Origin of the sequence: Paenibacillus sp. 7523-1 (assembly GCF_002276415.1) — a bacterium.
In the GTDB taxonomy this organism is placed as follows: domain Bacteria; phylum Bacillota; class Bacilli; order Paenibacillales; family Paenibacillaceae; genus Paenibacillus; species Paenibacillus illinoisensis_A.
This window is the reverse complement of record NZ_NPBR01000004.1, coordinates 41137-57431: the sequence shown is the minus strand read 5'-3', so window position 1 is coordinate 57431 and position 16295 is coordinate 41137. Positions and strand designations below refer to the sequence as shown.

Genomic DNA, 16295 nt, shown 5'->3' with positions numbered 1-16295 from the left:
GGTCATATCCATATCGGTGAAAACCAAAAAGATAGAATAACCCATTGGATACAAGGTGAATATTAGAAAACCTAAAAGCCATGGCGAGATAAAAAGGAAGAATTGTTTCTCCTCCCTGTTTGCAATGCGGTTGTTTCGCGCCTTCATTCTTTCGCCTCCAAAGCTGCCTCCTATTGAGACCGGTTTAGGATAAAAGGGGGAAGATCGCTCCCCCTCGTTGTAACCAGGTGATCATTATTCGTTTATTTACTCTGATGAATGGAGTCGAGAGCGGACTGAATTTGGGATGTATAGGCTTTGGCCGCTTCCTCTGCGGATTTCCCTTGAACGGTGACCTGCTGCCAGGTTTGCTCATAGAGGTCCCCCGCCTTTGCAATGGAGCCACCCCACGGGAAAGTTATAGCATCCTGCAACCCTGTTACGAAATCCACCATGGAGATATCTGTGCCTTCAATTTTCAAATTGGCAAAAGTACTGTCCGCTGATTCTTTTGCCGCAGGAAGATTTACCTTACTGTACAGATCTCCGACCTCTTTATTCAGGGAGACCGTTTTAATATAAGCCCACGCTGCTTCCTTATTTTTGGAGTCCTTGTTCATGGCGAAGCCTGTCTGGAATTTAATGTTGACGGTTTTACCGGATGGATCTTTTGGAGGCATCACGATACCCCATTGAAAATTGGAACCGACATTTTTGGCGATCGTCGAAGCTTCAAATACACCTAGCGGATACATCGCAGCTCTACCTGCAGCGAACATTTGGTCCATAGGCATGCTCTTGGCGGCTGCATCATCTGGCATTGCTTTTGCATTCACTAGGTCTCCGAACAACTGGTACCCCTTCAGGGTATTGGGATCATCCAGAGTCTGTTTGCTCCAATCCTCGTTATATGGCATCCCGCCGTATATAAAAGGAGCGAAGCTCTGCAAGATCCAGTGGGACACAATGCCATAGACCCGATTGGCACCTTCACCCGAGGAGACCTGTTTGGCTGTTGCCGAAAAATCATCCCAAGTCCAGTCATTCGTTGGATACGGGAGCCCCGCCTTGTCAAAAATGTCTTTATTATAAGCAATCATAAAATCAGAAGCGGTTGTTGGCATCCCTTCGCGTTTTCCGTCCGCATCGACATATCCCCCATCAACCCCCTTTGTTAACAAAGTCTCGAGGTCCAGTTGATCCTTCTCAATATAAGGGTTTAAATCTTCGAACCATTTGGATCTCAACCCTTTCCAGTCTGGAGACATCATGATCACATCACCGGCATTTCCAGCAGCCAGAGCTGCATCGAGCTTGACATCAATGTTATCTGCCGGGAGCCAAACTTCATGTACCTTCACTTTTGGATACAATTTTTTGAAAATTTTGGTGGCTTCCTTTCGAGACTGGAGCTCCTCGCCGCCGCCCCACCCAAATACGGTAAGGTCACCGGAAATTTCTCCATTACCCGATGAATTTTCCGCTGCCTGATCACTGTTTGCTGAGCAGGCGGTGATCACTGTCACGAATATTCCGATAAGCAGAATGATTGCAAATTTTCTCATATATATCCTCCTTTTTATACTTAGGCGAGCGACTGGTGTCGTAACCCGATGAATGAATTTAGGTTCTCAAGTGGCAATCGAATAAAAAGGAAATACTAATCTATCCTCATGTAACGCCGAGGATCTACAACCTTCCCAACCTGAATTTGTCATTACATTGCAAGGTGAAATTACAGTTAGCACATATTAAAACACCACTCTTTCTGCCTTGTTAGCGTTTCCATCGTTATTTAAAAGTAAGGTTTCTTCGTGCTTGATACAATGACATATCCTTAAGAATTATTGATGAATAATCATATTCTGAATTTGAAATCCAGGGTTTCAATTCAATGAATGCCAAAAAAGACGACTCTGATCTCCGCTGTTCAAAACGGTTAGAGTCGCCTTTTCTCTTTCTATTCTTTCACCTTTCTTATTGGAATTATGATGTGCGATAATGGCTTCGATAGTCCAGAGTAAGAAGGCCATTGGCAGACGCATTGGCTTTTTCTTCATCAAGCAGGCGGCGGAACAGGAACACCAAATTTAGCAGCAACAGGTTTTCGGTTTCTTTAAGCGGAATACCTATGAGCCGTTCCAACTTCTCCAGCCGGTAAGCCGCTGTATTGCGGTGAATGTACAACCTGGAGGACATTTCATTGATGTGGCCATTACAAATTGCGTACGTTTCCAGTGTCTGTAGAAGCTCAGGGTCATAACCTTCTACTGTAAGCAGGCTGCCAATATAGCGGTCGACATATTGTTGCATCTGCTCTCGTGGAATATCTTGAACCAATCGGAGAAGATCTTCCTGAACGGCAGACAATCTACCAGCTTTTGCGGTCATTGCTTTCCCTCCTTGAAATGGGACGTACTCTTTTCAAGATCAAGCATGACTAGCTACTTATGTTCACCTCTCCCGGGCAGACGATACTGAATTCCCTCCCGGTACCCCGGTTAGGAAATGGCGAACCTTCACTATACGTCAACTGGCCTCGCAGCAGTGTCATCTTAACTTTACAGCCAAAGCTGCGGCCAATGTAAGGGGAATGACGATGCTTCTGATAGAGGTCTGATGCTTTAAGTCTATAGGGAGCATTTAGGTCAACCAGGGCCAGGTCGGCATCGCAGTTCAATGCAATGCGTCCCTTCGCCTGATCCAGTCCGAATCGTTCGGCTGGGGCACCAGACAACAGACGCGCCAGCATTGGAAGAGGAACTCCCCTTTTCAAATATCCTTCATCCAGCATCAACTCCAACGTGCTCTGTACACCAGCAATGCCGCCCCACGTTTCAAACATATCATCCCCTGTCTTCATGCCGGCTGGGCAGGGTGAATGATCCGAAGATAAAAAGTCGAACCAGCCTCCCTGTAACCTGTCCCATAGCTTCCCCTGTTCTTCCGCATTACGCAGTGGAGGTGCACATTTCGCTACAGCACCCATGACTGCAAAATCATTATCGGTCAGACATAGATAGTGCGGACAAGTCTCCAGGGTTACATCGACTCCTGCTAGCCGGGCTTCACGGATTCGTTTTGCAGCAGATTCACTGCTAATGTGGACAAAATGCAATCGGCATCCGCTCTCGGCTGCATAACGCAGCGCCGTTTCCACTGCTTCCACCTCTGCCTCTATCGGACGTGAAGCTGTATAGCTCGCCGGGTCAAACCTCCCCAATCTGCGGGCTTCACGAGTGAGTCTTGCAATAGTAGGCTCATGTTCAGCATGGAGTGCCAGCAGCTTGCCTGTCTCCGCAATCATTCTCATCCCTTCTCTAAGGGTTTCGTCGTCTGACCGACGAAATCCGTCCTTGTCCTTGTCCCCCGGAGAAGACATGAAGGCTTTGAAACCGATGACTCCGGCGTCTGCCAACAGCGGCAGCTCCTGAAGATAACCAGGCATAAGTCCGCCCCAAAATCCATAGTCCGCATACGTTTTACCTGCCGCGCGGTCTCTTTTTTGCTGAAGTGCACGAACTGTAATTGTAGGAGGAACAGCATTGAGCGGCATATCCAGAAAGCACGTTCCTCCTCCGGCAGCCAGAGCAGCGGAACCCGTCTGGAATCCTTCCCAGGATTCCAGACCCGGCTCATTAAAATGTACATGAGTGTCGATGACACCAGGCATCACGGTCAATCCATGTGCATTAATGATTTGGGCCCCCGAAGGATCCATGTTATCTGCGATTTCAGCAATCAATCCATTCCTAATACCGATATCCTTTCGCTCAACGGCTGCTTCCGTAACGATCGTTCCGCCTGTAATGACTAGATCATGCGATGTTGCGGATTTCATGCTCCGCTCCTCCTTATCCATACGTAAGGTTGTAACAGCACACCAGCAATCTTCTATGTGTTCATGCCGATAAGCCTTGCCGGATTTGTCGCTACCATCCGGTAAATATCATCCGGAGAGAATTGATAATCGAGCATGCTGGCAATCATTGTTCTCATCCCTTGCACAGGCGTTGAGGCCGCACGGATCCCATAGTCCGTACCAAGAACGAACTGATCGATTCCCACTTCACGGATGGTATTCATCCATTTTGTCGCATTCGAGAATCTGCCGAGTTCAGCTCCCATATCCATGTACTCTCGTTCTACATAGTAATGGGTCCGGGGGACATCAGGATACAGCCAATCCACAAGGCATGCTTCTAAAAAAGCACCCCTGGCTGCAGCAGATTTTTGCTCTTCGATTGTCATTTGTCCGCGGACGGGATGAGCGATTAACACCTTTGCTATGCCGTATTGTTCTGCAAGGTCCAGCAGACGGAGCGCTTCCGGCACAGATACATGACCCGTATTCAGATAGACCTCCGGATGTTCTGCCACCATGCTTAAGATCTCATCCAGCGCTTCCGGAACAGGACCTTCCAGCGGTATCGACGTCGCCACAGACAGCTCTTTCTCCACAAATTTCGGATAGGCATCCTTAAACGGAACAAGCTTGCCATCGATCAGTGTGGACTCACGCTCAGCTGAATGGCGTGTACAATGTGAACCGAAGCTGATGAAGCGGCAGCCCTCTTCCAGATGTAGTGCGGTTTTTACGGAACGCGGATTCATACCGGCATGGCAGGAGTTCATCAAATAACCCCCATACGTGTGAATGTCCGGTACATGACGGTTCACTACCCAGGCCATCCCTGAGGCCCAGCCGAATACATCATAGTACACAATACTCCTCATGCCTGCAGCTGCAGCTTCTTGCGCTACCTGAATCGGGTCCAGATGCCCAGGGTTAGAGTTCAACACTGGCCCTGCATGTACATGACTATCAATGGCACCAATCAGAAGCTCATCTGGCAGTTCCATTGACCTCCGATAAAAGGATTCATTCCATCTGGTACGATCTGGTGTCCGTTTCTGTGGTTGTTCTTGATTGGAATCAAAAGTAAGCATAGTAATCCCTCCGTGAACGATGAATTTTTAGTGATTATCCCTTAATAGCTCCCGCCATAACGCCGGCAATAATCCGTGAACTGAATACAAAATAAATAATCGTGACAGGCAGCATCGATAATATCATTCCGGCCATAAGCTGTGGATAGTTGGTGCTGTGCTGGGACTTAAAATAGGACATCCCGAGCGGAACCGTGCGCAGCGACTCATCATTCAGCAGGACGAGAGCAAATGAAAATTCATTCCAACAGGAGAAAAATTGTAGAATTGCGACCGTTGTCAGTACAGGTACGGCTATCGGCAGGATGATACGGTACATGGTTCCACTGAAGCTAAGACCGTCGATTGCTGCTGCTTCCTCAATTTCTCTTGGAATGCCCATCACGTAGCTGCTGACCAACATAATTGGTAAAGACAGGTTAAAGGCAATATAAGGGATGATGAGCGTATACCATTGATCTGCCAACCCCCAATTTTTAAATAACAGGTAGATGGGAACAAGTAGAGCGTGAATGGGTACCAGCATACCGAAAAGGTAATAAAAGATCATTGCTCTCTTCCCCTTGAAGTCCAGCCGGGCCGTGATATAGCCAGTTACATATGCAATTGCTGTAATGCCAATGACGGACAGGAAGGTGACCCTCGCACTGTTCCACGATAGCTGCAGCATATTCGTCAGCTTAATCGCTTCCCAATAATTACTAAACTGCGGTGCACTTGGCAAACTAAGAATATTGTTGGCGAATTCTGCTTGTGTTTTCAATGATGAATAACCGATCCAGAGCAGCGGTATGATACAGCTGGCGGTAAAGAGCAGCAGCAAGGCGTTCACGGCCAGCTTGGCTGGATTGGGAAGGAACCGACGGGGACTGCGCTGCGATTGTAGTTCCAGTTGTAACTCCATTTTTACGCACCTCCCTTGGAGTGATTACGGCGCTGGAGTAAAAGTGTGGATAGCAGGATCATAAGCATAGTGAGCGTAATGATGGCTATGGCGAGCGCAGAACCATATCCATACCGGAAACGCAGGAAAGACGTTTCATACGCGTATAGCGCCATCACCGAAGAAGAGTTGCCCGGACCGCCTCCGGTCAGTGCGTAGATATGCTCGAACCCGCGCATATTGTTGGCAATACAGAGCAGTGAAGCAACGACCAGGGTAGGTTTGGCCAAAGGAATGATGATATACCAGGCTTTGCGAACTCCTGTTGCTCCATCCAGTTCAGCAACCTCCAGAACTTCCTTATTGATTGTCGATAGCCCTGCGAGCATAAGCAGTGTGAAGAACCCGATGTTTTGCCAAGACAGAGGTATGGAGGCCAGCAGAACGATTGGTCCTGTCAGATCCAGCCAGGATTGCACCAATGCACCCAGGCCAAGCTTGGTTAGTCCGGCATTAAGTAAACCGTAGTTATAGTTGTAGACCAGCATCCATAGAAAAGCGATAATTACCGGGGCAAGCGTAGAGGGGAAATAGCTCATTGTCCGATGCAGCCCTTTCAGTTTTACCATCTTGGACATCAGCAGCAGGGCAAAAACAAAACCGAACCCTACTTGTCCAATCAAGCCATAAGCTGTCATCAGCACATTGTTCAGAAAGGAATGCCAGAACACATCATCCTGAAGAATTTCCTTGTAGTTTCCCGTGCCGATATACGTTTTTTTGGGACCTCCTGTCCAGGAGTAGAAGCTGTCTCGAAGAGCAGCAAGTATGGGAACCAGCACGACAAATGAATAGATAAGAAGACCCGGAAGCAGATATGCCACAAGCACCCAGCCTCTCGGTCGCAGCGCCTTGCCCATGTTCTCACTCCTTCAATAATAAGTTAGGGTTGATTTAAAAAAGTCTCATAGGCTTGTTGAGTTTCCTCAGCCAGCTGCTCGGGTGTTCTGGAACCAGCCATTACACCTTGAATCCCCGTATTTAGCACTTCTACGATCGAAGCATCAAACCAGAGGTCAAAGATTTTAGTTGCGTCAGCTGCCGCGCTGGCCTTGTAAGCAGCCAGGGCTACCGGATGCAGCTTCCCAGTATCGAAGTCTCCGGGATCATAGGCTGGGAATCCTCCGACTTCTGCCATTAGCTTGGCGCTATCCGAACCGGTCATATATTCTAGCATCGTCATGATGGCGTCTAACTTTTCTCCGGCTTCTAACGCAGAGTTAACGCTATAATAGACACCGGCGCCCCCGGAAGAACTGAGCGGATTGCCAAGTCCGTTTTCGACGCCCGGAAAGACGGCAACTCGTGTACTCGCCTTAATCCCATCCGGCGCATTGTTTACGATATTCATTGCTGACCAGATTCCGCTGACAAAGGCAGCCGATCGACCTTCAAAGTAATAGTTAACCATGGTGTCGTTGTCGACAGAATTCAGGTCCTTATTCAGATAACCGGCTTTCGCCAGCTCACTCATGATGCCAATTCCCTGTATGAAACCTTCATCGGTAAATTTGGCACCATCACCGTTCAAAATGGACTCGGTCCATTCCGGGCCGTTGATCCGATCAGTCAACGCACTGATCCAGCTGGACATGGCATATCCTTTGGACTTGTCTCCGTATGAGAACAGGTTAATGCCTTTTTCGGCCAGTTTGTCTCCGGCATCCATCAGATCAGGCCAGCTCACGGGAAACTGGTCGTAGCCGATGCTTTCGAACATATCAGCATTATAGTAGATCAGATGCGTAGGCCCTGCTGCAATGGGTATCCCGTAAATTTGGCCTTCACGGGTTCCGGCATCCAGTGTTCCAGCACGGTAACCGTCTCGCCATTCAAGGCGCTTGTCCAATTCCTTGTCCAGAGGGCGTACGATTTCGTTGTCCACAAAATTGGTCATCCATGAGCCGGGTACGATGAATACGTCAGGCATATCGTCAGCCGCGGCCAGTGCCTGAGCCTTAATGGAATAGTCCTCGTTCTGAAGCTGCTCCTCTATGATCTCGATATCCGGATAATCCTCCCTGAACCGCTTCAGTCCATCAAGTACTGCAGTATCTTCCGGACTTTTGCCGATATTGGATTCCTGATACCTGTGCATGAGCGATATCGTAATGGTATTGCCACTTTCAGCTGCTGATTCCTCGTTCTCTCCACTGCCGCAAGCACTAAGCACAGACGATGCCACCACCATTAACCCCAGCATGAATGACCGTTTGTTCAAATCTCTCCACTCCTTTGGATGCATTTTCAGGTAATTTAGAATCCAAAATTGGATACAATCCTATCCAAAAAAAATCACTTTTGAAAGATCTCTTTAAAATTCAGGACATTGGGCGCCGTTTCTGTAAAATTTAACGAACGTTCGATTTGCCAGAGATGCTCTGTCATAATGCGAGCTGCCTGCTCACCATCTTGCTGCTGAATCGCCGCTAGCAAGTCTACATGATCATGGCAGAAGCTCTGATCCGTCCCATACAAGGCGATGATGACAGAGGTGAGCGAGATCAACTCCTCGAGAAAATGATAGTAGTAATAGTTATCCGATAGTTCAGCCAGCTTAAGGTGTATATCAACCGTGACATCCAATGCGCCAACGATATCGCCTTCATGGCTAGCCTGATGCTCCTCCCGGATCAGAGTCTCGATAGGGAATAACTGCTCCGGCTTCACGGTTGCGCATAACTTTCGGACCATTGAGGTTTCGATAACCCTACGCATTTCAAAAACTTCTCTTGCTTCATCAACACTAGGACAAGAGACAAAAGCTCCCCGGTAAGGTATAACCGTGACCAGCTTCTCCATTTCGAGCCTTCTCAGCACGTTTCGGATTGGAGTGCGGCTGACCTCAAAAGCCTCGGCCAGTGCATCCTCCACCAGTTGGGAGTTCGGCAGCAGCTTGTGCTGTGTGATCGCCAGTTTGATGTCCCGGTAGATTTCCCTCTCCTTTCCTTTAGTCATATACTTCATCACTCCATCTCTTCTTAGGGTTACCTACTAAATTAAGAATGAATGAACTCTTAATTGAATATTATGATAGTTTTAGTCCTATCGAACGTCAATATATGTAACCTTATTTCGGAAAAATGCACAATAAAACCTACCAACATTCCTGTTTATTCATTTACACACCATATATAAGTTAATACCTAACATAATTATGATATGTATTCATTCATGTAGACATTTGTTAATGTGTAATTCCACGGTACTTAACTAGAAATTGTATAGATAAAAATAAAAAAGCCGCTATAAAATAGCGACTTTCATCGGGATTGTATTCTTGTCTCACATATAACGATACTGCATCTGTAAGGCAGTTCATTCTGAGTTGTTTATCTATTTACGACAGCAATTCGATATACCCTTCAGTTCCGTGTAAACGAATTCGTTGTCCATCTTTTATCAATTTAGTCGCATTCTCCACTCCAACAACGGCAGGCAAACCATATTCACGTGCGATAACAGCCCCATGAGTCATCAGTCCACCCACCTCCGTAACCAAGCCTTTTATGGATAAAAACAATGGAGTCCAGCTGGGATCAGTAAAAGTGGTCACAAGTATATCTCCATCTTCCAGATCCGCCTCCTCCATATTCAGAATGACACGCGCCCGCCCTTCGATCACGCCTGAAGATACAGCGAGACCGACAACAGCTTCAGCAGGAAGGTCCCCACGTCTGTACTTGCCTGTAATAATTTCGCCATCCGACGTGATCACCCGTGGCGGAGTTAGTTTTCCATACAACTTGTAATCATTTTTCCGTCTGTCAATGACCTCGTAATCCAATTTCATCGTGCGTACGGCTTCCTGCAGTTCTTCAAATGAAAGATAGTATATATCCTCCTTATCACGAATTACATGGGCTTGGACGAGTTGTTCCGCTTCCTTCAGCAAAGCCTGCTTATAAACGAAGTAACGACTAACAATGTCGTATTTCGGATATTCACGATAACCGATGAAATTACGGATCAGGTCAATCATTTGTTTTGTTTCTCTAGCTTTCTGTTCGCCGCCAGGTAATTGCTTCAAACGAGCTAATATGTCCTGTTCTTTTGACAAAGCTTCCTGTCGTCCTTGTTCAAATTTCCGTTTGCTGGCTCCAGGCTCAAGGTTCTTGATATTACTGAGGATCATGGGTATCAGCACACTCGGTTTTTCACTCCATCGAGTCCGTGTAATATCGATCTCCCCGGCACATCGCATTCCATATTTATTGAGAAAAGCAGAAATAGCTTCATATGCTTGCTGGCCGCCTTCGAATTGAACCAATTTATCCATAAAATGGTCATCTCTTACTTGTTGTAAATACTCAATGATTTCCGGATAGGGACGAATCACATCGGCAACATCCAGCAGCTCCATACCCATTTCTGAAGTAATGTTATGAGGTACAGACAAGGAAAGTGTGTCTGCAGCGTTTTTCTCACCTAACCAGTCATCCATTTTTTCATTAATCCATGCGGATGCGTGAAAAGCAGCCATGATCACACTCAAATTTTTCGAGTCGGAAGAACGCTTCTTCCGCTGCTGCATATCTTCCAGAATGCAATCAAATACGTCCAATCCTGCTTTCGTTTGCAGCGTATGTTTCAACTCAGATACCGAGGTCTCACTACTCTGTATCAACGCAGCCACAATGGCTGGATCGCTTCCTGCCTCTTCTAAAATATCCGCAGGAGACATGCCCTTATGGCTTTTTATAGGTCCCTGTTCGCTTTGTTCATTCGGGTCCAGTGGGATAAAATCTCCCCGCTCTATAATGGTCATTAGTGCATCTTTTATAAGCGGATCGGAGTGTCCCAAGACACCCAGCAAATTCTGCCTGCCCGCCGAGGTAGACAGACCCTTGGTAATATCGACAAACAACCTTCCACCCCCCATTTTAAACATGGAGGGGTTGCCCGTTAGCTTCCAGATGGACATTCCCAATGGTTTGATTGGATCTGTCATCATTTGCTGATGACCAACAGATACATACACGTGATTTTCCTCATCTTGTGCTTCAGGAATTGGATATAAAGTGGTAATGGGTCGGCTCTGAACGATGTAAAATGTATCCTCGTCCATGCACCATTCGATGTCTTGGGGGCATCCGAAATGTTCTTCGAGCTGTCTACCCAAACGAGCGAGTTGTAAAATCTGTGAATCCGTAAGTGTTTGCTTCTGTTGCTGCTCAAGCTGGAGCTGCTTGGTTTCTGTTCCGCCTTCCTTCCGTCCATAAATCGCAAGTTTTTTGGTCTCAATTCGCTTGCTGACGATTCCCCCATCCTTAACTTGGTAACCATCAGCAGACACTAGGCCGGAAACAAGCGCCTCTCCGAGTCCGAAACTGGCATCGATTGAGATCAACTTCCGATTGCAAGTGATCGGATCCGCAGTAAATAATATCCCTGATGCCTGCGGGAACACCATTTTTTGAACCACAACAGATAAATAAACCTGCCTGTGGTCAAATCCATTCTGCATCCGGTAAATTACCGCGCGTTCTGTAAATAGAGAAGCCCAGCATTTACGGATATGTTCCAAGATGGCCTCAGTGCCGATAATATTTAAATACGTGTCTTGTTGACCAGCAAAAGAAGCATGGGGCAAGTCTTCAGCAGTTGCACTTGAGCGCACCGCATAGGCATGATCCTCACCAAAGCGAGAGAGAGATTGGACGACTGCTTTCACAACATCGGAAGGAATGACTGCTTCCAAGATGGCCTGTTGGATCTCCTCACGGATTTTATTAACACGTTCTCGATCTTCTACCTTAAGCTCAGACAGCTGATCCAACAATGCATGAACCATTTTATTCTGTTTGATCGCTGTTTGGTATCCCACCGTTGTGACACAAAACCCTTCAGGCACATGAATCCCTTCCAATTTGGATAACAACCCTAAGTGCAGCCCTTTTCCACCAACCAGCCAAAGCTGAGTGTGATCTATTTCTTGAAAATCGAGAACCAGTGAATTCATTCAACCTCTCCTCTATCCGTTAAAATGTGAAAAACAAATATGATCGCTTCAGTCCTTTTCCCCTCAAATACCACCTTTCCCCACCTTTCAAAAAAATAGCATTGACAAATCAAATTAAAAGATGTACTATAAATATAGGAATAATAATACGTACATACTTTTTTTGATTGAAATCAATGACGTTTATCGATTATATCATAGCGTTTTTTTGTGTTCAATTATTTTTTTGCTAAAAAGAGATGACCTTTGTTTTTATGGGGGCATCTCTTTTTACGTAAACAGTCTGAATAACTTTCTTATGTATAGAGAATAGATGGCCAGGAAAAGTATAAATGAATCTATTAAACAAATGCTCATAACAGAACTAGGAGATTTCTCTCCAACTCCTGTATTGACCCTACCTCTAACTTCTTAAAAAAAGGAACTGCCATATTAGCAGTTCCTTTTTTTTACATTACAGGCGAAACACCGAAACTCCGCTAGTCATACCAATTTTGCTTAAGGCACAGTTAGTTTTGAAGGTTTACAAGTTCTTATCTCTTCACTACTTGCGGCTTATTCAGTGATCATTACACCAAGAAAGCTTTGGAGATGATGACTAACAGAATAAAAAGTACCAGAATAGCACCAATGGACGTAAAACCACCATATCCTCCACCAATTCCTCCTACATTATCATTGCTGTATCCAACTGAACTCATATTTCTTCCCCCTCTTCTGTGGTATGTGTTAGATTATTCAGAAATGAATCTTTTGACAAGGCTATATACAAAAAGGGCTTATAGCAACGCTGCCTTTGCTTGTTTTCTGTTCGTTCATAAAAAACAAACAGCCGATCACGATGTCGGCTGCCTTATTCTTGTATTCAGTTATGTTTACCCCATTATCTACAAACACGCTACTTAGATACAGGATATCACCATGCAAGCATAAACTTAGGTTGCACCCTTTGTTTGTTTGCTTCGGCAATGGCAGGAGACGCTCAGACTAAGGATTCGGAGGTGTTGGAACAGCTGGATCTCCTTCGCGGCCAAGCCGCCGACTTGCCGTTTCTCTACGCCCCGTTGCTGGAACGTGGGCTCCCGCTTTTGCCAATCCAAAGGTCGGCATATTGTTGTAGACACATTCATATTGCCCTTCAGGAACCAGATAGGTTTCGTGGAAAATTCCTACATCTCCCCCAGTTCCAACTTTGCGGTTGAAATCCCTCCATGCCTTCAGGTGGTTAGCTCCGTGTCGGGCATAGTGCTCCAGGTGTTCAAAGCTCCTCCAATATTGGATAAGTGTAAGTCCACGGCCTGAAAAGTGATAGGAACCATCCATGAATCCGAGCTCCTCTTTGTTTCGATACAGCTCCTGAAGCATCGGGGACATGGAATTCATAACAGGCAGCCATTTATGTATCGCCCACCATTTGTTAATCCGAAAACCAATCACGAAAACAACGAAGGAACCTTCCATCTGTGCGGTATAACGACCTGCAATCACTTTAGCCATGCTTATTCGCTCCTTCTCCTATATTTCAAGCAGACCCAGATGCGTATCATAAAAGCGGCCAATATCCGCTGAATTGTACAGTTGAGCCGTCAGAAACGCACCATAGAAAATGGTGAAACAGATCTGTACAGATTGCTCCAAGGTGAGAGATGGGTTGAGCTTACCCACTTGTTGTTCTTCCTTCATGAACTGTTGAAATAAAACGAACATATTAGGCGATTGACTCCCCGCTTCCTCGTGACCTGGAAAGAGCAGCGATACTTCCGCTTGACTCAGTTCAGGCATACAAGGCTGCATGTTCTGTTCTGCTAGAAAGGAAATCAAACTCGGCATCATCCCCGGCCTTACTTGGTGCTCCTTAGCAACCCTGGACAGCAAATGGCGGAATGCCTGGAATCCTTTTTTCTCTTCCTGTTCGATCTCGATCATTCGTTCAGTAAGCCAAACCCGCATAAAATAAATCAGCAAATCCTCTTTACGTTGATAAAACTTGAAAAAGGTGACCTTGGATATTTCTGCAGTCTTGCAGATGTCCTCAATCATGACTTGGCTGAACATTCGATCCTTCATTAAAGATAATCCAGCTTCATACAGCGCAATTTTGTTCTTGGCTTTTTTTAATTCCCTTAGTGAGATATCATGGTTCATATTGATTGCATCCCCTCAAAGTTAACTACAGTTAATAAATTAACACGAGTTAACTTATTTAGTCAATACGGCTAAACAGACTAAATACCCCTAACATTCGCTACACAGATGCAGGGGTACAGCCCTAGTGAAATAATCTTTATTCCATTGGGACGCATATTGTATTATTGTACCGATAAAAAAAGCCGCTTATCACGGCTTCTATATTTCATTTTCCATATTCTCTTTTACAATCTCGATAGATTTTACATTTAAATGTGTAGTGCAATTATACAACGAACATTCCCATCGAGGTTGTGCTGTATGCAGTATGGTGATAGAAGTATTCATTAAACTTTCTGTCATGTCGATATGCGGGATAAGTCTCTTCAAAGTCATCCCAAGGAATGCACCGTGACTCACGATTAATATATTCTCGTCTGGGTGTCTGTCTGATATGTCAGCAAGGAACTCCCTTCCTCTTTTTACAATCTCATCGTCTGATTCGATGCCGAGATCCAGTCTAAACCATCCATACCCCCATCGATTGACACGCTCCTGTTCTGTTGTCCCTTCTATAAGCCCACAGTTCATTTCTCTCAAGCGTGGGTCGGTTCTTACTTCAATATTCTTGAATTTGCCGATGATTTCCGCTGTTTCAAGTGCTCTGGACAAATCACTAGAATAAATATAATTCCACTGTTCTGTGCTAATTCTTCGGGACAAGAGTTCAGCTTGTTGTCGCCCCTTTTCATTGAGCGGGATATCTGAATGGCCTTGTGTCCGATATTCGTCGTTCCAATCCGTTACTCCGTGTCGGATCAATCCTAACGTCGTCATTGGTATCCCTCTTTTCCTCGGTATTATGTAATTTGGTCAAGAGAAAGCTTCTATTTATTCAACGAATGTTCCCCTTAGACCAATGATGCTTAGCCCCGTTTCCTTTTCTTCCTTGCTCTCATGATGATGACGGCACTCACCACAAGGATTATTGCAAGGACGATATACAAATCAAAATCCTGCTCCATCATAAACCACATCTTGGATTCCAGATTCACTTGTTGTTTTGGCCCGAATCCCTCACCGAATTGTTCAGTTGCTTGTTTAAGGTTATTCATTTCAATTGTCGTGCTGCACGGACTACTGCTTAATTCGCCATCCATTTCACTAATAAATATGAAGTATTTACTGCCTTCCTTGAAGTTAAAACCCCAAGTGTAGTCGGTTGCGACAATGACTTGAGAATCAACTTCCGTTTTCCAGCTTCGCTCAACTTCCACTAGTATATATCTAACTTTCTCTTTTGTGCCCGTTATCCCTTCTTGCTTCAGATCAACTTTAATTTTCTTTATTTCACCGTAAACAGCACCAGTATATACGTCTAACTCTTCTTGAAGGTTTCCCTTCTCAGCACAGGATAGAGCATTAACGTCTTGACCACTCGAAAAATAGAATATGGTAGTGAAAAGAAATATGATCGTGAGTAAACGATGCTTCAGTTTCTCCACCTACTTATCATCATATTATTACGTCCATCTTACATCTTATTGACTTTCTCAGCAGACGAAAAGTTGCACTCATCCCTCAGCTAGTTGAACAAGAGCAGCCAATCACATAAGTCAGCTGCTCTCTTAGCTATATTGCTAAAGACAACCAATGACTTCGTTGTTATCCAAGGCAATGATTATGGAATTACCGATTTGCTTTTCCATTTTTGCAAAAGCTTCAACATATTCTTTTGGCAGTGGATCTATGAAATGCTCTCGTGTAGCACCCATTTCATCATCTGCTAATAAACGAATAATGGTAGGAAGATGGGTTAACGTTGCAGTTCTAAATTCCATGTAGACCTCCAATACTGTATTCAAGTTATTTTATTTACATATAGAATACCAACAATATAGCTCCAAACACCATCGTGAGAAAACATTAATTTCTTAAAACAAAAAGCCGCTACTATAGCGACTTTGAATGGAACATTGTTTTTTTCTGCGAAACCCCACGTCTCTGTTTAATTTAATGTTGTCTGATGTGAGGTATCTATATGAGAAACTATTCCTGCTGTATCTGTAACCATGCCGCAATACGTATCCACTGTTTTCAACGTCATATCATGTTCTGCTTGTGAAAAAGCTGCGCAGGCATCTTGTATAAGGACAATGTGATAATCAAGCATAAAACCTTCCCTTGCTGTAGACTCAACACACAAATTCGTGCTAACCCCTGTCAGGATGACAGTAATCGTTACAACAAGAGATTAAACAGAATTTGAATTGATCTATCCTACCTATTCTACTCCCTCTAATTTAGTACGGTTGATTTCAAGTGAATCGTGCC

16 protein-coding genes are annotated in these 16295 nt (G+C 45.2%); all 16 read right to left on the bottom strand.

The annotated features are described in order from the left end of the window. Nucleotides 1-242 precede the first annotated feature (242 nt). Complete coding sequence (locus CHH60_RS02270) at nt 243-1544, bottom strand: ABC transporter substrate-binding protein (protein WP_095357712.1); 1302 nt, start codon at nt 1542-1544, stop codon at nt 243-245. Between the two features lie 421 nt (nt 1545-1965). Beyond that, nucleotides 1966-2370 carry a PucR family transcriptional regulator gene (locus tag CHH60_RS02265; protein ID WP_095357711.1) on the bottom strand — a complete coding sequence of 135 codons (405 nt, stop codon included), beginning with the start codon at nt 2368-2370 and terminating at the stop codon, nt 1966-1968. A gap of 49 nt (nt 2371-2419) precedes the next feature. Further along, complete coding sequence (allB, locus tag CHH60_RS02260; RefSeq protein WP_176475947.1) at nt 2420-3820, bottom strand: allantoinase AllB; 1401 nt, start codon at nt 3818-3820, stop codon at nt 2420-2422. Nucleotides 3821-3873: 53 nt separating this feature from the next. Beyond that, complete coding sequence (locus CHH60_RS02255; protein ID WP_095357709.1) at nt 3874-4929, bottom strand: DUF6282 family protein; 1056 nt, start codon at nt 4927-4929, stop codon at nt 3874-3876. 34 nt (nt 4930-4963) lie between these two features. Then, complete coding sequence (locus CHH60_RS02250) at nt 4964-5833, bottom strand: carbohydrate ABC transporter permease (protein WP_095357708.1); 870 nt, start codon at nt 5831-5833, stop codon at nt 4964-4966. Nucleotides 5834-5835: 2 nt separating this feature from the next. After that, a complete protein-coding gene (locus CHH60_RS02245; RefSeq protein ID WP_095357707.1) occupies nt 5836-6732 on the bottom strand; it encodes a carbohydrate ABC transporter permease in 897 nt (298 codons plus the stop codon). Between the two features lie 23 nt (nt 6733-6755). Beyond that, the gene (locus tag CHH60_RS02240) at nt 6756-8093 is read right to left on the bottom strand and encodes an ABC transporter substrate-binding protein (RefSeq protein WP_176475946.1); all 1338 of its coding nucleotides are present in this window, start codon (nt 8091-8093) and stop codon (nt 6756-6758) included. Between the two features lie 74 nt (nt 8094-8167). Continuing rightward, nucleotides 8168-8830 (bottom strand): GntR family transcriptional regulator, encoded by a 663-nt coding sequence (locus tag CHH60_RS02235; RefSeq protein ID WP_176475945.1) that lies wholly within the window; start codon nt 8828-8830, stop codon nt 8168-8170. Between the two features lie 382 nt (nt 8831-9212). Beyond that, entirely contained in the window at nt 9213-11834 is a 2622-nt protein-coding gene (gene ppsA / locus CHH60_RS02230) for a phosphoenolpyruvate synthase (protein WP_095357704.1), read from the bottom strand. 569 nt (nt 11835-12403) lie between these two features. Continuing rightward, nucleotides 12404-12535, bottom strand: a complete 132-nt coding sequence (locus CHH60_RS02225; protein ID WP_095357703.1) for a sporulation protein YjcZ — start codon at nt 12533-12535, stop codon at nt 12404-12406. Nucleotides 12536-12821: 286 nt separating this feature from the next. Then, the gene (locus CHH60_RS02220; protein ID WP_095357702.1) at nt 12822-13331 is read right to left on the bottom strand and encodes a DUF4188 domain-containing protein; all 510 of its coding nucleotides are present in this window, start codon (nt 13329-13331) and stop codon (nt 12822-12824) included. An 18-nt stretch (nt 13332-13349) separates the two neighbouring features. Next, on the bottom strand, nt 13350-13979 hold the full coding sequence (locus CHH60_RS02215) for a TetR/AcrR family transcriptional regulator (RefSeq protein ID WP_095357701.1): 630 nt from the start codon (nt 13977-13979) through the stop codon (nt 13350-13352). A 201-nt stretch (nt 13980-14180) separates the two neighbouring features. Next, nucleotides 14181-14798: a histidine phosphatase family protein gene (locus CHH60_RS02210; protein WP_095357700.1), complete on the bottom strand. Its 618-nt coding sequence runs from the start codon at nt 14796-14798 to the stop codon at nt 14181-14183. Between the two features lie 89 nt (nt 14799-14887). Beyond that, a complete protein-coding gene (locus tag CHH60_RS02205; protein ID WP_095357699.1) occupies nt 14888-15466 on the bottom strand; it encodes a FeoB-associated Cys-rich membrane protein in 579 nt (192 codons plus the stop codon). A 135-nt stretch (nt 15467-15601) separates the two neighbouring features. Continuing rightward, the gene (locus CHH60_RS02200; RefSeq protein WP_095357698.1) at nt 15602-15802 is read right to left on the bottom strand and encodes a hypothetical protein; all 201 of its coding nucleotides are present in this window, start codon (nt 15800-15802) and stop codon (nt 15602-15604) included. A gap of 167 nt (nt 15803-15969) precedes the next feature. Next, the gene (locus CHH60_RS02195) at nt 15970-16188 is read right to left on the bottom strand and encodes an isochorismatase family protein (RefSeq protein WP_255247809.1); all 219 of its coding nucleotides are present in this window, start codon (nt 16186-16188) and stop codon (nt 15970-15972) included. Between the last annotated feature and the right edge of the window lie 107 nt (nt 16189-16295).

Coding starts and splice junctions, on each gene's coding strand:
- CHH60_RS02270 (WP_095357712.1), bottom strand. CDS start 1,544: ATGAGAAAATTTGCAATCATTCTGCTTATCGGAATATTCGTGACAGTG.
- CHH60_RS02265 (WP_095357711.1), bottom strand. CDS start 2,370: ATGACCGCAAAAGCTGGTAGATTGTCTGCCGTTCAGGAAGATCTTCTC.
- allB (WP_176475947.1), bottom strand. CDS start 3,820: ATGAAATCCGCAACATCGCATGATCTAGTCATTACAGGCGGAACGATC.
- CHH60_RS02255 (WP_095357709.1), bottom strand. CDS start 4,929: ATGCTTACTTTTGATTCCAATCAAGAACAACCACAGAAACGGACACCA.
- CHH60_RS02250 (WP_095357708.1), bottom strand. CDS start 5,833: ATGGAGTTACAACTGGAACTACAATCGCAGCGCAGTCCCCGTCGGTTC.
- CHH60_RS02245 (WP_095357707.1), bottom strand. CDS start 6,732: ATGGGCAAGGCGCTGCGACCGAGAGGCTGGGTGCTTGTGGCATATCTG.
- CHH60_RS02235 (WP_176475945.1), bottom strand. CDS start 8,830: ATGACTAAAGGAAAGGAGAGGGAAATCTACCGGGACATCAAACTGGCG.
- ppsA (WP_095357704.1), bottom strand. CDS start 11,834: ATGAATTCACTGGTTCTCGATTTTCAAGAAATAGATCACACTCAGCTT.
- CHH60_RS02225 (WP_095357703.1), bottom strand. CDS start 12,535: ATGAGTTCAGTTGGATACAGCAATGATAATGTAGGAGGAATTGGTGGA.
- CHH60_RS02220 (WP_095357702.1), bottom strand. CDS start 13,331: ATGGCTAAAGTGATTGCAGGTCGTTATACCGCACAGATGGAAGGTTCC.
- CHH60_RS02215 (WP_095357701.1), bottom strand. CDS start 13,979: ATGAACCATGATATCTCACTAAGGGAATTAAAAAAAGCCAAGAACAAA.
- CHH60_RS02210 (WP_095357700.1), bottom strand. CDS start 14,798: ATGACGACGTTAGGATTGATCCGACACGGAGTAACGGATTGGAACGAC.
- CHH60_RS02200 (WP_095357698.1), bottom strand. CDS start 15,802: ATGGAATTTAGAACTGCAACGTTAACCCATCTTCCTACCATTATTCGT.